The sequence below is a fragment of the Microbacterium sp. MRS-1 genome (assembly GCF_000585455.1).
Classification (GTDB): Bacteria; Actinomycetota; Actinomycetes; order Actinomycetales; family Microbacteriaceae; genus Microbacterium; species Microbacterium laevaniformans.
In genome coordinates this window covers 168799-184971 of the sequence record NZ_JAUF01000010.1, presented here as the reverse complement: position 1 = coordinate 184971, position 16173 = coordinate 168799, and the positions used below count along the sequence as shown (strand labels likewise).

Here is a 16173-nt window from a genome sequence, read left to right as displayed (position 1 = left end):
CTTACTACATGTCGAGGAGTGCAACGAACACGGTTCAGTCCGCGACGGCGGGTGCGGGCAGCTCGATCGGGATGATCGGGCAGTCGTTCCAGAGCCGCTCGAGCCCGTAGAACACACGCTCCTGCTCGTGGAAGACGTGGACGACGAGGTCGCCGAAGTCCAGGAGCACCCACCGCGACTCGTGGCGGCCTTCGCGGCGAAGACGCTTCACACCGTTTTCGAGCATCGCCTCCTCGACGGCGTCGGCGATGGCGGCGACATTGCGCTCGCTCGAGCCGGTGGCGAGGAGGAAGGCATCCACGAGAGGCAGAGGCTCGGAGACGTCGAAGGCGAGAAGATCCTCGGCGCCCTTGCTCTCGGCCGCCGCGGCGGCGACGTTCACGAGGGTGCGGGTGGTGTCTGCAGTGGTCATCGGAATAATGCTCCTGTCGCAAGGGCCACGATCAGCACGCCGGTCAAGGCCAGCGCCAGCGCTCCCGCGGTGATGACGAGCGCCAGCATGAGCCGACTCCCCTTCTCCGGCGCGGGCGGTTTGATGATGTCTTCGGCACTCTTGATCGTGCTGATCGCGGAGCTGGCCGCGATCGGGGTGGGTGAGGAGGAGGCGGGAAGCTCGCCGTCGACGAGGACCGCGTCCGTCTCCTTGTTATCGGTGCGGCCGGGCATCGCGCCGGTCGATCCGAACGATTCGGGAAGAGAGAAGGTTCCGGTGATGAGGACTTCACCGGTGCCCGTGATGGGCGAGACGAGCGCACCGGTCTCCGGTGTCTGCGACAGGATCAGCGCGTTGGGCGCCGACAGCGCACCGGTGGCGGTGCTGCCGCGCGTCAAGAGCTGATCGAAGGATGCCGGGAGGTCGATCTCCACGCTCTCCCCGGCGAGAAGCCCCGAACCGAATGTCGGTGCGACGACGGGCCGCTCCTCATCGTCTGCAGGCTCGGGGGTCTTCTCCGGCGTGACGTCGGCCGGAGGGGCATCATCCCGCTGATCGACCGATGCGGCGGCGTCGGCCTCGTGGGTGTCCCCCGCGGCAACGTCGGCCTGCTCCTGTTCGTCCACGGGAGCGTTCGGGGCGGATTCCGCCGGGGTGGGCGTCTCGTCGGCGACCGGCACCGAGGCCGTCCGCAGTCGCTCCTGACGACGGGCGGCGCGCCGCGTGAACGACGGCGCGTCGACATCGACGTCGGCGGCCGCGGGGGGTGCCTCGGCGACCTCGACGGGCGCGGCGGCCCGCGGCAGCGGAGCAACGACGGGAGGGGCCGGTTCGGCCGGGTGTGCTGCCTTCTCGGCATCCTCGGGGGTGATCACCGGCGTCGAAGCGGTGTTGCGCATCTCGCGCAACTGCCGGCGGGTCAGCTGGGGAGTATCGGGCTGGTCGGGTGTGCTCATGCCTCGCTCCGGTAAAGGTGGTGCTTCGCAATGTATTGGACGACGCCGTCGGGGACGAGGTACCACACCGGGTGGCCTCGGTTCACCCGCTCGCGACAGTCGGTGGAGGAGATCGCCAGGGCGGGGATCTCGAGTCTGCTCACGACGTCTTCGGGAAGGCCCTCGGTGGAAAGGACGTGCCCCGGCCGTGACACCGCCACGAAGTGCGCCAGATCCCAGAGGCCGTCGTGGTCGCGCCATCCGAGGATCTGAGCGATGGCGTCGGCCCCCGTGATGAAGAAGAGCTCGGCGTCGGGACGAGCGTTCTTCAGGTCGCGCAGGGTGTCGATCGTGTAGGTGGGTCCGGCGCGATCGATGTCGACGCGGCTGACCGTGAACTGCGGATTGGATGCCGTCGCGATGACGGTCATCAGATACCGATGCTCACCGGCGGTGACCTTCTCCTTGTCCTTCTGCCACGGCATGCCGGTCGGAACGAAGATCACCTCGTCCAGGTCGAACGACTGCGCGACTTCGCTCGCCGCCACGAGGTGTCCGTGGTGGATCGGGTCGAAGGTTCCACCCATGACCCCGATGCGGGGGGCGCGTATCGAGGTCATGCCGGCGTCCTAGTGGTGGCCGTGTCCCACCTGCGCCTGGTCGACGGGGTGCGCCTTGGCGTACGCCTCGGCCTTGTGCGAGTGACGGTTGGCGACATTCCGGTAGGACAGTGTGACCAGTCCCAGCGCCAGGAACACGATGAACGCGATCAGGCCGAAGATGAACGTCTGGGCCTGGACGTTGCCGTGAGGCTCCGCCTGCGCCGCAGCGAGGGCGAGGGTCGTGGCGAGGGTCATTCGGACTCCTTCGAAAGTCGGGTTTGTTCAGTTTAGGCGGTCAGGTGCGGATCTGCCCGGACCCACGCGCCAGCCACTTGGTGCTCGTGAGCTCGGGAAGGCCCATCGGGCCCCGGGCATGCAGCTTCTGCGTGGAGATGCCGACCTCGGCACCGAAGCCGAACTCGCCGCCGTCCGTGAAACGAGTGGATGCGTTGGCCATCACCACCGCGGAGTCCACCTCCGCGAGGAACCGCTCGGCCCGGGCCTCGTCCGCCGTCACGATCGACTCCGTGTGATGCGTCGAGTAGCGGCGGATGTGGGCCAGGGCCTCATCGAGATCGTCCACGACGCGCATAGAGAGGTCGAGGCTCATGTGTTCGGTCGCCCAGTCGGCATCCGTCGCCGCGACCGCTTCGGCAACCAGCCCGCGGACGGTCTCGTCGCCGTGGATGGTGACCCCGGCCTCCTGCAGCGCGGCGGCGACCGGAGGCACCAGGCGCTCGGCCGCGTCACGCAGCACGAGGACCGTCTCCACCGCGTTGCACACGCTCGGCCGCTGGGCCTTGGCGTTCACGACGATCTGCTGGGCCCATTCGAGCGGTGCGGATGAGTCCAGGACGATGTGGACCACGCCGGCACCCGTCTCGATCACCGGCACGGCCGACTGCGTGACGACGGTCTCGATCAGCTGAGCGCTGCCGCGCGGGACGAGCACGTCCACGAGCCCGCGTGCCTGCATCAGCGCGTGGGCACCGTCGCGCCCGAAATCGTCGACGGTCTGGATGGCTTCGGGATCGATCCCCTGCCCCTCCAAGGCGTCGCGCATGGCGCTGACCAGCGCAGCGTTCGTCGACTGTGCGGCGGTGCCGCCGCGCAGCACGACCGCGTTCCCGGACCGCAACGCCAGCGCCGCGATGTCCACGGTGACGTTCGGGCGGGCCTCGTAGATCGAACCGACGACGCCGAACGGCACCGATACCTTCTGCAGTCGCACGCCGTTGCTCAGCGTGCGCTCGTCCAGCACGCGGCCGACCGGGTCGGGCAGCTCGGCGACGTCACGGACGGCGGCGGCGAGGGCCGCGACGCGCGCCGGGTCGAGACGGAGGCGGTCGAGCAGACCGTCGGACAGCCCGTCGCGTGCCCCGCGCTCGAGGTCGACGGCGTTCGCCGCGACGATGTCGTCGGTCGCGGCCTCGATCGCTCCCGCGATCGCGCGCAGCGCGTCCGCCTTCTGCGAATCGGTGAGCAGGCCCACGCCGCGCGCCGCATCGTGCGCGCGGGCGATGCGCTGACGTGCGCCGGTGAGCGCGTCGACAGAGACGGTGGTCATCCGCTCATTCTACCGAGCGGCGTCACGGCATCCGCCGTGCGCGACGGCGACGCTCAGACGGAGCCCACCGCCGGCAGCGGTGTAGTGCCCGTGCGCGGCGGGGTCTCGGGATTCGGCGCGAACCAGGTGCCGATGTCTTCGCCTGCCAGTGCCTGCTCGACGAGGTCGGCGCTGGTGACGAGCACGCCGATCCCGGATGCCGCGGCGAGGCGCGCCGCCGACGCCTTGGTGGCCGCTCCCCCGGTGCCCACACTGTTGACGACGACGGATCCGAACTCGAAACGGCTCAGGTCGTCGCCGAAAGGCACCGTGTGGATCGCTTCGGCACCGGGCTCGGACGGCGGACGCGTGTACAGCGACGCGATGTCGCTGAGAAGGATCAGCGCATCCGCGCCGATCAGCTCCGCGACGAGGGCCGCGAGGCGATCGTTGTCGCCGAAGCGGATCTCGTGGGTGGCGACGGTGTCGTTCTCGTTGACGATGGGCAGCACACCGAGGCCCAGCAGGCGGTCGACCGCCCGGCGCGCATTGGCGCGGTGTGCCGCATTCTCGAGGTCTCCTGCCGTCAACAGCACCTGACCGGCGAGCAGGCCATAGCGCTCCAGCGTGGTCTGATAGCGCCACATGAGGACGTTCTGGCCGACCGCGGCGGCCGCCTGCTGCGTCGCCAGGTCGGACGGACGACCCGCGAGATTGAGCAGCGGCAGCGCCGTCGCGATCGCACCGGAGGAGACCAGTACGACCTGCGTGCCGCGAGCGTGTGCCGCCGCGAGGGCGTCGACGATCGATTCGATGCGGTGATGATTGTCGCCGCTGATGGAGGAGGAACCCACTTTCACGACGACGCGACGCGCCCCCGCGATACCGGACCGATCGTGCACGCTCACGCTCGCTCGTCGTCCTCCCCGTCGAGGAAGGAATCCGGCGCTCCGAGGCGCTCAGCCTCGAGTTCCGCGCGGGCCTCCGCCTTGGCGTCCATCCGCTCGTGGTACCGCTCGCGACGCTGTGACGTGGTGCGGCGCGGGTTGAGGTCGAGTCGCGGATCGGTCCCGCGCGGAGCCGTCATCAGCTCGGCCGCGGAAGACAGCGACGGATGCCAGTCGAACACGATGCCGTCGCCCGGCCCGATCACGACCGTGGAGCCCGCGACGGCTCCCACGCGGAACAGCTCGTCCTCGATGCCCAGCTTCTCGAGGCGATCTGCGAGGAAGCCGACCGCCTCCTCATTCTGGAAGTCGGTCTGCTGCACCCAGCGCAGCGGCTTGTCGCCCAGAATGCGATAGACGTTGCCGTAGGTGCCGCCTTCGACGCGGATCTCGAACTCCTTCTGCGCACCCTTGGGGCGGATGACGATGCGCTCTGCTGCGGGGGCCTCCGCCACCTGCACGCGATGCTGCGCGATGATCTCGCCCAGCGCGAACGTCAGCTGACGCAGCCCCTCATGGCTGACCGTCGAGATCTCGAACACGCGGTAGCCGCGCTCTTCGAGATCGGCACGCACGAGATCGGCGAGATCCTTCGCCTCGGGCACGTCGACCTTGTTCAGGGCCACCAGCTGCGGGCGATCCAGCAGAGGGATCTGTCCCTCGGGAACCGGGTAGTTCGCCAGCTCTTCGCGGATCACGTCGAGATCGCTCAGCGGGTCGCGTCCAGGCTCCAGCGTCGCGCAGTCCAGGACGTGCACCAACGCGGTGCAGCGCTCGACGTGGCGGAGGAACTCGAGGCCCAGCCCCTTGCCCTCGCTGGCGCCCTCGATGAGTCCGGGAACGTCGGCGACGGTGAAGCGGATGTCGCCGGCCTGCACGACGCCGAGGTTCGGATGCAGCGTCGTGAACGGGTAGTCGGCGATCTTGGGCCGCGCCGCCGAGACGGCAGCGATCAGGCTCGACTTGCCCGCGGAGGGGAAGCCGACGAGAGCGACGTCGGCCACCGTCTTCAGCTCGAGGAAGACGTCACCCTCCCACCCGGGCGTACCGAGCAGTGCGAAGCCCGGCGCCTTGCGCTTGGGGTTCGCAAGCGCGGCATTGCCGAGCCCGCCCTGGCCGCCGGGAGCGACGACGAAGCGCGTCCCGGGAACGATGAGGTCCGCGAGGGTTTCACCCTCGGCATCCTTCACCACGGTGCCGACCGGAACGGCGAGCTCCAGGCTTTCGCCCGCGGCGCCGGAACGGTTGTCGCCCATGCCGAACCCGCCGTTTCCGGCGGACCGGTGCGGCGAGTGGTGGTACGACAGCAGCGTCGTCACCTGCGGGTCGGCGACGAGGACGATATCGCCTCCGTGGCCTCCGTTGCCGCCATCGGGGCCGGCGAGCGGCTTGAACTTCTCGCGGCGCACGGACACACAGCCGTTACCGCCTTTGCCGGCGCGCAGATGGAGCGTCACTCGATCGACGAAGGTCACCATGTCGGTCTCCTGACGGAAAGGTGGGGAAAGAGGAAAGGGGATGTAACGAAGGAGGGGCGAGCCGAAGCCCGCCCCTCACCTCATGTTCGTGGTCGAACGCGCGGTCACTCCGCCGCGGCGACGATGTTGACGACCTTGCGGCCGCCCTTGGTACCGAACTCGACCGCACCGGCGGCGAGGGCGAACAGCGTGTCGTCTCCGCCGCGGCCGACGTTGGCGCCCGGGTGGAAGTGCGTACCGCGCTGGCGAACGAGGATCTCGCCCGCGCTGACGGCCTGGCCGCCGAAACGCTTCACGCCCAGTCGCTGGGCGTTGGAGTCACGACCGTTACGGGTAGAGCTTGCGCCCTTCTTGTGTGCCATCTCGTCTGCCTCTTCCGCTTACTTGATGCCGGTGATCTTGACGCGCGTGAGGTCCTGACGGTGGCCCTGGCGCTTCTTGTAGCCGGTCTTGTTCTTGAACTTCTGGATCACGATCTTCGGGCCGCGCTCCTCGCCGAGGACCTCGGCGGTGACGGTGACCTTCGCGAGCTTGTCGGCGTCGGTCGTCACGGCGTCGCCATCGACGAGCAGCACCGCGGGCAGCTCGAGCTTGTCGCCGATCTTGGCCTGCTGACGGTCGAGGACGACGATCGTGCCGACCTCCACCTTCTCCTGACGGCCACCGGCGCGCACAACTGCGTAAACCACTTCACACCTGTTTTTCTTCTGCGGAGCCAACGGCCCCGGCTGTCTTCATGGGACGAGTACGTCCCCTGCGGGTGTACCCAAATATCCAGTGCGGAGGCGAAACTCGACGCACCAAGGGTCTACTTTACCGGATGCCGAGGCCATCGGCAAAAGCGACGCAAGGCGTGTCGCGCGTCGACCTAGACTGCGGGGATGGCGATCCTCATCGACGACCCGCGCTGGCCCGCCCACGGGAGGTTGTGGGCGCACCTGGTCAGCGACAGCGACCTCGATGAACTGCACGCCTTCGCGGCCGCGAACGGGATCCCGCGTCGCGGATTCGATCGCGACCACTACGACGTTCCCGAGGATGCGCTGGCGCGCCTCGTCGCCGCCGGAGCCGAGCACGTCAGCGGCCACGAACTCGTCAAGCGTCTGATCGCCTCGGGCCTGCGGATCACGGCACGCGAGCGTCGCGAGGGCTGACCGCTCCCCCGCGACGCGCGAGCATCACTCGGCGGCGGGCTCGGCCGTCGGCGTCGCCGCCACCGGGGTGCCGGTCAGCGCCGCGGTGGTGACGCGTCGGCGTCCCCGACCCTGGCCAGGAGCCTTCGGCTCCGGAAGAGCGCTCAGCACCGAATCGAGAAGGATCTCCTTCTCGCTCCGCTCGTTGGCCGAGGAGCGAGAAGCCGGCTCGCGCTTCTTGCGGGGACGCTTGGCGCGCTCGGGTGCGGCCTCAGGCTGCGCATCGATCAATGTCACCGCCGGGGCCTCTGCGGCCTCCGGTGCATCCTCGGCTGCGGTGTGGATGGTGGACGCGGCGATCTGCGCGAGCGCGGACTTCGCACTCTCGGTGATCACGTGCGTGCCGCCGCTCACGGAGCCGTTGCCGCCGGCGGCGGCGGGCGAGGAGCTCTGCCGCGACCGACGGCCGCCGGTCGATGCGGGCGCCTGCGCGCCACGGTGCTTGACGACCGGGTCGTGGTGCACGATCACGCCGCGACCGGCGCAGACCTCGCAGGCCTCGCTGAAGGTCTCCAGCAGACCGAGCCCCAGCTTCTTGCGCGTCATCTGCACGAGGCCGAGCGAGGTCACCTCGGCGACCTGGTGCTTCGTGCGATCGCGGCTGAGGCATTCGACGAGACGGCGCAGCACGAGGTCGCGGTTGGACTCCAGCACCATGTCGATGAAGTCGACGACGATGATGCCGCCGATGTCGCGCAGACGGAGCTGACGGACGATCTCCTCGGCGGCCTCGAGGTTGTTCTTGGTGACCGTCTCCTCCAAGTTGCCGCCGGAGCCGACGAACTTGCCGGTGTTGACGTCGACCACCGTCATGGCCTCGGTGCGGTCGATCACCAGCGAGCCGCCGGACGGCAGCCAGACCTTGCGGTCCAGCGCCTTCTCGATCTGCTCCGTCACGCGGAACCGGTCGAACGGATCCTGGTCGTCCTCGTACTTCTCCACGCGCTCGAGGAGGTCCGGGGCGACGCCGGCGAGATAGGCGGTGATCGTCTGGTAGGCGTCCTCGCCCTGGATGAGCATCTTGGAGAAGTCCTCGTTGAAGACGTCGCGGACGATCTTCACGAGCAGGTCGGGCTCGGAGTGCAGGAGCGCAGGAGCGCCGATCTTCTCGACCTGAGACGAGATGTGCTCCCACTGCGCGGTGAGCCGCTGCACATCGCGCGTGAGCTGGTCCTCCGTCGCGCCCTCCGCAGCCGTTCGCACGATGACACCGCTGGACTCCGGCAGCACCTCCTTGAGGATGCGCTTGAGGCGGGCGCGCTCCGTGTCGGGGAGCTTGCGGGAGATGCCGTTCATCGCACCGCCCGGCACGTACACGAGGTAGCGACCCGGAAGCGAGATCTGGCTCGTCAGACGCGCACCCTTGTGTCCGACCGGGTCCTTGGTGACCTGGACGAGGACGCGGTCGCCGCTCTTGAGTGCCAGCTCGATGCGACGCGGCTGGTTGCCCGTCTCCACGGCATCCCAGTCGACCTCTCCCGAGTAGAGGACGGCGTTGCGTCCGCGACCGATGTCGACGAAGGCGGCTTCCATGCTCGGCAGCACGTTCTGCACGCGGCCGAGGTACACGTTGCCGATGAGTGAGGACTCCTGGCTGCGCGCGACGTAGTGCTCGACCAGCACGTTGTCTTCGAGAACGGCGATCTGGATACGCCCGTTCTTCGAGCGCACGATCATGTCGCGGTCGACGGCCTCGCGCCGGGCGAGGAACTCCGCCTCGGTGACGACGGTGCGCCGGCGTCCGGCTTCGCGGCCGTCGCGGCGACGCTGCTTCTTGGCCTCGAGACGCGTCGATCCCTTGATCCGCTGCGGCTCGGTGATCAGCTCCACGGCGCGCCGACGGGGCTGGCTCTGCTCACGCGGCGCGTCATCCTCGGCGGCCGACGAGCCGGCGCCCCGGCGGCGGTTGCGCCGACGCGCGCTCGTGCCCGACTCGGAGGGCCCCTCGTCCCGATCGTCTCGCTGATCGACACGGATGCCGGGACGTGCGGGAAGCGGCACGATCTGCGGCGCGTAGAAGACCAGCTGCGTGGAGACGGCGGAGACGAACTCGGCGGGCAGGAGCCCGAGACTCACGGCCGTGACGGGCTCCGTCGCTTCGGGTTCCGTCGCTTCGGCCTCGGTGGCGTCGGGCTCCGTCGCTTCGGGCTCTGTGGTCTCGGGCTCGGTGGCGTCGGACTCGGTGCTCTCAGCATCCGCGGCCTCCGTCTCGCCGCCGTGCTCCTCCGCGACCGGCGCGCCGTCAATGATGGGCGCGTCCTCGGCGGCGGCGTCGTGCGTGCCGGCGTCCGCGTCGATCGTGTCGACGTCCGTGGGCGCACCAGCCTCCTCGATGGAGGGAAGCGACGGGGTCAGGACCTCGTCGGCAGGGATTGTGGACTGATCGTTGTTCTCATCGGCCATCTCTGGCTTACTCCTCGCCGCCGGCTCCGCGTGCCGTCGGGTGAACTCTGGCGGCGTCACCCGATAGTGGGGAACCGCATACTCACTCGGTCTGCAGCCTCACCCGCTCGTCGGCGGGACTCGTGCTGCCAAGGGCGTTCATCGCCCGAAGTCTTCGGTGATGCGTGGTGCGGCGCGGCCGCGACGCATCGGCCACCATTATCGCATCATCCGAGGAAGATTGAGCAGAGCGACGCTCGGACCGTGCTCTGACGCTCACTCGGTCTCCCAGCAGCGACCGTCCGTGTGGATGCGATAATCGCCAGCATGTCCGCGCAGACCATCGACACCCGCCCGAAGATCCTCGCCATCTGGCTGGTGATCGCGGGAGTCATCGGGTGGATCGCGGCGTTCGCCCTGACGTTGGAGAAGTTCGACAAGGCCACCGGATCGACCGCACCGGCGTCGTGCGACTTCAGTGTCGTCGTGCAGTGCAGTGCGAACCTCGACTCCGCTCAGGGCAGCGTCTTCGGCTTCCCCAACCCCATCCTGGGGCTCACCGGATGGATGGCGCCGATCGTGGTGGGGATGGCTGTTCTCGCCGGCGCCCGTTTCGCCCGCTGGTTCTGGCTCACGTTCTTCGCGGGCGTCACGTTCGCCTTCGGATTCGTGATCTGGCTGATCACCCAGAGCATCTTCTTCCTCGGAACGCTGTGCCCCTGGTGCATGGTCACGTGGCTCGTGACGATCCCGACGTTCTACGCCGTGGCGGTCCAGCTGCTGCGCTCGGGCGTGATCTCCTCCCGCCCGCGTGTGCGTGCCGTCGGCGACTCTCTGGCCGCGTGGGTCCCGCTCATGGCGTTCGTGTCGTATGCGGTGGTGCTCCTGCTCGCGCAGCTGCGGCTCGACGCCATCCCGCAGCTGCTCGACGTCATTTTCTGAACCTCTGAGGCGCCGAGACTCAGAGGCGCCCGAAGCCCAGACGCGCGATGCCCTCCCGCCTCAGAGGCGGGAGGGCATCGGAGCGTGCAGGCGGGCGATCAGAACCAGATCGCCAGTTCGCGCGCGGCCGACTCGGGGCTGTCGCTGCCGTGCACGAGGTTCTGCTGGACCTTCAGGCCCCAGTCGCGCCCGAAGTCGCCCCGGATCGTGCCCGGTGCTGCGGTCGTGGGATCGGTGGTGCCGGCCAGCGAGCGGAAACCCTCGATGACGCGGTTGCCCGCGAGGCGGATCGCGACCGACGGCCCCGAGAGCATGAACTCGAGAAGCGGCTCGTAGAAGGGCTTGCCCGCGTGCTCCGCGTAGTGCTGCTCGAGCACGTCGCGCTCGGGCTCGACGAGCTTGATGTCGACCAGGGCGTAACCCTTGGCCTCGATGCGCGCCAGGATCGCTCCAGTCAGGCCGCGCGCCACGCCGTCGGGCTTGACGAGGACGAGAGTCTCTTCGGTGGGCATTTCATTCTCCGTTCGTGACGTGCGGGGAAGCGTCTGCGCGGGCCGCGTTGCGACGGTCGAGCGCTCTGCCCTTGATGGTCGCATACGCGTACATGCCGCCGAAAATCAGCCCGACGATGACCAGCGCGGGTACGAGCAGTCCGCCCAGTACGACGACGAGCTGCCAGAGCCAGCCGAGCAGGATGCCCACCCGTGAACGTGTCAGGCCGGTCGTGAGGATCAGGAGCGCCGCCAGCACGGAGCCGCCGACGATCCCCCACCAGGACGGGATGCCGGCGGGAAGCACGTTCAGCCCGTAGACCGCCAGGCCGCCGAGGAAGACGATGATCGACTCGAACCCGAGCACGACCTGTGCGAGCGATTCCTCCGCGCCGCGTGCGCGTCGTGCGCGTGCGCTCACGCGCTCCACCCGGCCTTCCAGTCGCCGTCCGCGGCGAGTTGCAGCGCCTCGCCCGCCAGCACGACGCTGCCCGCGATGACGACCGCGCGTCGGTCCGAGCTCGCTGCCCATTCGCGCGCGGCTTCGGCCGCGTCAGCGAGGTCACGGTGCACGGTGACGGGGATTCCCGCGGCCTCGACGAGGTCGGCCAGCGCATCGGGGTCGGCCGCCCGCTCGGAGTCCGGCGCCGTCACGAACACCTGGGTCGCCGCCGGCGCGACAGTGGCGACGATCCCCGCGATGTCCTTGTCGGCGAACGCGCCGAGCACGATGCCCCATTCGTCGAAGTCGAACGAGTCGCCCAGCGCGGCCACCAGGGCGCGTGCGCCGTGCGGGTTGTGCGCGCTGTCGATGAGCACGGTGGGCGCGACACCGATCAGCTGGAGACGGCCGGGCGAGGTCACCTGTGCGAGTCCGTCGGTGAGCACATCGGGTGCGATCGGCTGTCGGCCGGCGCCGATGAGCGACTCGACGGCCGCGATGGCCAGGGCCGCGTTGTGCCCCTGGTGTGCGCCGTACAGCGGCAGGTAGAGATCGTCGTATGTCGCCGCGAGGCCCCGCACGCTGAGCTGCTGTCCGCCGACGGCGAGCGTCTGGCTCGTGAGGCCGAAGGCGGTCCCCTCGACCGCGAGGGACGCGCCTCGCGCGGCGGCGGCTGTGGTGAGGACGTCCAGGGCCGAGGGATCCTGCTGTGCCGACACCGCGGCGGCGTCGGTTTTGATGATCCCCGCTTTGACGGCGGCGATCTCGGCGATCGTGTGGCCGAGCTTGTCGGCGTGGTCGAGATCGATCGGTGCGATCACTGCGACGTCCCCGTCGGCCGTATTCGTCGAGTCCCAGCTTCCGCCCATCCCGACCTCGATGACCGCGACGTCCACCGGGGCGTCGGCGAATGCCACGAAGGCGAGCACCGTGAGCAGCTCGAAGAAGGTGAGAGCTGCATCGCCGGATGCCGCGAGCTCCGCGTCGACCAGGTCGACGATCGGGGCGATCTCGTCCCAGGCATCGGCGATGAGTGCGTCCTCGATCGGCTCCCCGTCGATCATGATGCGCTCGGTGAAGCGTTCGAGATGGGGACTCGTGAACAGCCCGGTGCGCAACCCGTGGGCACGCACGATCGACTCGATGATGCGGCTGGTCGAGGTCTTGCCGTTGGTGCCGGTGACGTGCACGACGCGGTAGGTCCGCTGCGGATCGTCGAGCAGTTCCAGCACGCGGCGGGTGCGTTCGACGCGGGGCTGCACCCATTGCTCGCCCTGGCGGGTCAACAGGGCGCGGTAGACGGCGTCGGCGCGCTGGCGGTCGTTCACGAGGACGCTCCGATCCGGGTGACGGCGACGGTGACGTCGCCGGCGTTGGCGTAGGTACCGGCCGCGACGAGCGCCGTGTGGTCGGCGTCGATCGTTTCGGCCGCAGCCAGCACCGATCCCTCTCCGACGAGCGCGGTGCCCTCGGGTGAGACGACCGCGTAGTCGAGGGCGAGTGTCTCGCCCGCGACGTCCGCGGTGGCGAAGGCGGCCGCGACGGCCGCGGCATCCTCCGATGCGGAGAACAGCAGCTGCAGGCGGATGCGGTCGCTCACGTCGAAGCCGGCGGCCTTGCGGGTATCCTGCACGGCGCGGATGATGTCGCGCGCGAGACCCTCGGCTTCGAGCTCGGGCGTCGTAGTGGTGTCGAGCAGCACGAAGCCGCCCTGGCGGTCTCCCGCACCCGTCAGCACCGCGAGCGCCTCGCCGTCGGGGCGTCCGGCGGTCTCGAGCACGAGGTCGTACTCCCCCGGCTCCAGGGCGATCCCGCCGACGACGACAGAGCCGTCGGCGTCCGTCCACTCCCCTGCGCGGGCGGCGGCGATCACCTGCTGCACCTGCTTGCCCAGGCGGGGACCGGCGGCGCGGGCGTTGACCGACAGGCGGTGCGTGATGCCGTAGTCGACCGCCGTGCTCGCCTCGAGCTCGACGAGCTCCACGGCCTTCACGTTGAGCTCGTCGCGCAGAATGTCCTCGAACTGTGCGAGCGCCTCGGCGTCCGGCACCACGACCGTGAGCCGCGGCAGGGGCAGGCGCACGCGTTTGCCCTCCTTCTTGCGGAGGGCGTTCGCGACGCTCGAGACCTCACGGACGGCGTCCATCGCGGTGCGGATGTCGGATGCCGTCGGGAACGCGTCGGCGTCCGGCCAGTCCTCCAGGTGCACGCTGCGACCACCGGTCAGGCCTTGCCACACGCGCTCGGAGATCAGCGGGATCAACGGCGCGGCGACGCGCGTCAACGTCTCGAGCACCGTGTAGAGCGTGTCGAACGCGTCGGTGGATGCCGGGTCGTCAGTCACCCCCACCCAGAACCGGTCGCGCGATCGGCGGACGTACCAGTTGGTGAGCGCCTCGGCGAAGTCGCGGAGCTTCGCCGCGGCCGTCGTCGAATCCAGCTGCTCCAGGTCGGCGGCGACGCCGCGCACGAGGTCGCCGGTCAGCGCGAGGATGTAGCGGTCCAGAACGTTCGTCGAGTCGGTGCGCCAGCGCGCCTCGTATCCGTCGGTGGTCGCGGCGTTCGCATAGGTCGCGAAGAAATACCACGTGTTCCACAGCGGCAGCAGGAACTCGCGCACTCCGGCGCGGATCCCCTCCTCGGTGACGATGAGGTTGCCGCCGCGCAGCACCGAGGACGCCATGAGGAACCACCGCATGGCGTCGGAGCCGTCGCGGTCGAACACCTCGCTGACATCCGGATAGTTGCGCAGCGACTTGCTCATCTTCTGCCCGTCGCTGCCGAGCACGATGCCGTGGCAGGCGACACCCGTGAAGGCCGGCCGGTCGAACAGGGCACCGGACAGGACGTGCATGACGTAGAACCAGCCGCGCGTCTGGCCGATGTACTCCACGATGAAGTCGGCCGGCGCGTGCTCGTCGAACCACTCCCGGTTCTCGAACGGGTAGTGCACCTGGGCATACGGCATCGACCCCGAGTCGAACCAGACGTCGAAGACGTCCTCGATGCGCCGCATCGTGCTCGCTCCCGTCGGATCGTCCGGGTTCGGGCGCGTCAGCTCGTCGATGAAGGGACGGTGCAGATCGACGTCGCCGGCGGCATTGCGCGGGAGCCGGCCGAAGTCGCGCTCCAGGTCGGCGAGCGACCCGTACACGTCCACGCGCGGGTACTCCGGGTTGTCACTGCGCCAGACCGGGATCGGCGAGCCCCAGAAGCGGTTGCGGCTGATGGACCAGTCGCGGGCGCCTTCGAGCCACTTGCCGAACTGGCCGTGCTTGACGTTCTCCGGCGCCCAGGTGATCTGTTCGTTCAGTTCGATCAGACGGTCCTTGATCGCCGTGACGCGGACGAACCAGCTGGAGACGGCCTTGTAGATCAGAGGGTTGCGGCACCGCCAGCAGTGCGGGTAGGAGTGCTCGTAAGACGCCTCGCGCAGCAGGCGGCCCTCGGCGCGCAGCAGGCGGATGAGCGGACGGTTGGCGTCCATCCACAGTTCGCCGGCGACATCGCCGACCTGCGGGAGAAAGCGCCCGCCGTCGTCGAGGCTCATGATCAGCGGGATGCCGGCCGCCTCGGTGATCCGCTGGTCGTCCTCACCGAACGCCGGTGCCTGATGCACGATGCCGGTGCCGTCGGTCGTGCTGACGTAATCGTCGACGAGGATGCGCCAGGCCGACGAGGTTCCCCACACCTCGGCATCCGCGTAGTAGTCGAAGAGTCGGTCGTAATGCACGTCCGCCAGCTCGCTGCCGAGAATGGTCCGTTCCACGGCTTCGGCCGCCTCGGCCGCGTTCTCGTATCCGAGATCCTTCGCATAACCGCCGAGCAGATCGGAAGCGAGCAGGTAGCGATGTGCCGCCGCGCCCTCGTCGTCGCCGGATGCCGGGACATCCGCCGCTCCGTTCGGCCCACCGGGCACGACGACGTACTCGATGTCGGGACCGACCGCGAGGGCGAGGTTGGTCGGCAGCGTCCAGGGCGTGGTCGTCCACGCCAGGGCGCGCACGCCGGTGAGCCCCAGGCTCTCCGCCTTCACACCGACGAGCGGGAACGTGACGGTGACGGAGGGGTCCTGGCGCATCTTGTAGACGTCGTCGTCCATGCGCAGCTCATGGTTGGACAGGGGGGTCTCGTCGCGCCAGCAGTAGGGCAGCACGCGGTGCCCCTCGTAGGCGAGGCCCTTGTCCCACAGCTCCTTGAACGCCCACAGCACCGACTCCATGTAGCCCGTGTCGAGCGTCTTGTAGCCGCGTTCGAAGTCGACCCAGCGCGCCTGGCGGGTGACGTAGTCCTCCCATTGCTGCGTGTACTCGAGCACCGACTCGCGTGCCTTCGCGTTGAAGGAAGCGATCCCCATCTGCTCGATCTCGCTCTTCTCGGTGATGCCGAGCTGTTTCATGGCCTCCAGCTCCGCCGGAAGTCCGTGCGTGTCCCAGCCGAAGACGCGGTCGACTTTCTTGCCCCGCATCGTCTGGAAGCGCGGGAAGAGGTCCTTCGCGTATCCGGTCAGCAGGTGTCCGTAGTGCGGCAGACCGTTGGCGAACGGCGGGCCGTCGTAGAAGACCCACTCCTCGGCGCCGTCGCGCTGCGCGATCGAGGCGCGGAACGTGTCGTCGCGCGTCCAGAAGTCGAGCACGTCGCGCTCGATCGCGGGAAAGCGGGGGCTCGGAGACACGTCGGCGGCGGGACCGAAAGCGCTCGTGACGCCGGCGGCGGGGTTCGTCGAGGGACGGGGGTAGCTCATGTCACTCCAGCAGGTGCTCGTGCATCGGATTCGTGCAG

Annotated in this window: 16 protein-coding genes; 2 read left to right on the top strand and 14 right to left on the bottom strand. The window is 69.0% G+C overall.

All coding sequences use genetic code 11. From position 1 onward, the window contains the following. Positions 1 to 34 precede the first annotated feature (34 nt). The 9 genes from rsfS to rplU all read right to left on the bottom strand — a co-directional run bounded on the left by rsfS (position 35) and on the right by rplU (position 6630). Complete coding sequence (gene rsfS, locus AS96_RS03085) at positions 35 to 412, bottom strand: ribosome silencing factor (protein WP_036285506.1); 378 nt, start codon at positions 410 to 412, stop codon at positions 35 to 37. Then, positions 409 to 1389, bottom strand: a complete 981-nt coding sequence (locus AS96_RS03080) for a hypothetical protein (RefSeq protein WP_036285505.1) — start codon at positions 1387 to 1389, stop codon at positions 409 to 411. The genes rsfS and AS96_RS03080 overlap by 4 nt, the downstream gene beginning before the upstream one ends. Then, on the bottom strand, positions 1386 to 1988 hold the full coding sequence (gene nadD / locus AS96_RS03075; protein ID WP_005053506.1) for a nicotinate-nucleotide adenylyltransferase: 603 nt from the start codon (positions 1986 to 1988) through the stop codon (positions 1386 to 1388). Before nadD ends, AS96_RS03080 begins: the two co-directional genes overlap by 4 nt. Before the next feature lie 9 nt (positions 1989 to 1997). Continuing rightward, positions 1998 to 2225, bottom strand: coding sequence for a hypothetical protein (locus AS96_RS03070; RefSeq protein ID WP_005053504.1), 228 nt, complete (start codon positions 2223 to 2225; stop codon positions 1998 to 2000). A gap of 40 nt (positions 2226 to 2265) precedes the next feature. Beyond that, positions 2266 to 3537, bottom strand: coding sequence for a glutamate-5-semialdehyde dehydrogenase (locus AS96_RS03065; protein WP_036285503.1), 1272 nt, complete (start codon positions 3535 to 3537; stop codon positions 2266 to 2268). A gap of 53 nt (positions 3538 to 3590) precedes the next feature. Next, the gene (gene proB, locus AS96_RS03060; protein ID WP_005053499.1) at positions 3591 to 4424 is read right to left on the bottom strand and encodes a glutamate 5-kinase; all 834 of its coding nucleotides are present in this window, start codon (positions 4422 to 4424) and stop codon (positions 3591 to 3593) included. Next, positions 4421 to 5941, bottom strand: a complete 1521-nt coding sequence (obgE, locus tag AS96_RS03055; protein ID WP_036285501.1) for a GTPase ObgE — start codon at positions 5939 to 5941, stop codon at positions 4421 to 4423. Before obgE ends, proB begins: the two co-directional genes overlap by 4 nt. 104 nt (positions 5942 to 6045) lie before the next feature. Further along, complete coding sequence (rpmA, locus tag AS96_RS03050) at positions 6046 to 6303, bottom strand: 50S ribosomal protein L27 (RefSeq protein ID WP_005053492.1); 258 nt, start codon at positions 6301 to 6303, stop codon at positions 6046 to 6048. 18 nt (positions 6304 to 6321) lie between these two features. After that, positions 6322 to 6630, bottom strand: coding sequence for a 50S ribosomal protein L21 (gene rplU / locus AS96_RS03045; protein ID WP_005053490.1), 309 nt, complete (start codon positions 6628 to 6630; stop codon positions 6322 to 6324). A gap of 192 nt (positions 6631 to 6822) precedes the next feature. Between rplU and AS96_RS03040 the strand changes: the two genes are divergently transcribed. After that, a complete protein-coding gene (locus AS96_RS03040) occupies positions 6823 to 7095 on the top strand; it encodes a DUF4031 domain-containing protein (RefSeq protein WP_016465126.1) in 273 nt (90 codons plus the stop codon). Between the two features lie 24 nt (positions 7096 to 7119). On the opposite strand, the gene AS96_RS03035 is transcribed toward AS96_RS03040, so the two are convergent. After that, positions 7120 to 9537 (bottom strand): Rne/Rng family ribonuclease, encoded by a 2418-nt coding sequence (locus tag AS96_RS03035; protein ID WP_036285499.1) that lies wholly within the window; start codon positions 9535 to 9537, stop codon positions 7120 to 7122. A 306-nt stretch (positions 9538 to 9843) separates the two neighbouring features. Between AS96_RS03035 and AS96_RS03030 the strand changes: the two genes are divergently transcribed. Then, positions 9844 to 10458: a vitamin K epoxide reductase family protein gene (locus AS96_RS03030; RefSeq protein WP_036285497.1), complete on the top strand. Its 615-nt coding sequence runs from the start codon at positions 9844 to 9846 to the stop codon at positions 10456 to 10458. Positions 10459 to 10556: 98 nt separating this feature from the next. Here the strand turns inward: AS96_RS03030 and ndk are convergent, their stop codons facing one another. Genes ndk through ileS form a run of 4 tightly spaced genes read right to left on the bottom strand, consistent with a single transcriptional unit; the run spans position 10557 to position 16135 of the window. After that, positions 10557 to 10970 carry a nucleoside-diphosphate kinase gene (gene ndk, locus AS96_RS03025; protein ID WP_036285489.1) on the bottom strand — a complete coding sequence of 138 codons (414 nt, stop codon included), beginning with the start codon at positions 10968 to 10970 and terminating at the stop codon, positions 10557 to 10559. 1 nt (position 10971) lies between these two features. Beyond that, on the bottom strand, positions 10972 to 11379 hold the full coding sequence (locus AS96_RS03020; protein WP_036285487.1) for a DUF4233 domain-containing protein: 408 nt from the start codon (positions 11377 to 11379) through the stop codon (positions 10972 to 10974). Further along, on the bottom strand, positions 11367 to 12719 hold the full coding sequence (locus AS96_RS03015) for a bifunctional folylpolyglutamate synthase/dihydrofolate synthase (protein ID WP_036285485.1): 1353 nt from the start codon (positions 12717 to 12719) through the stop codon (positions 11367 to 11369). The genes AS96_RS03020 and AS96_RS03015 overlap by 13 nt, the downstream gene beginning before the upstream one ends. Continuing rightward, positions 12716 to 16135, bottom strand: a complete 3420-nt coding sequence (gene ileS, locus AS96_RS03010) for an isoleucine--tRNA ligase (protein ID WP_036285483.1) — start codon at positions 16133 to 16135, stop codon at positions 12716 to 12718. Before ileS ends, AS96_RS03015 begins: the two co-directional genes overlap by 4 nt. Positions 16136 to 16173 lie beyond the last annotated feature (38 nt).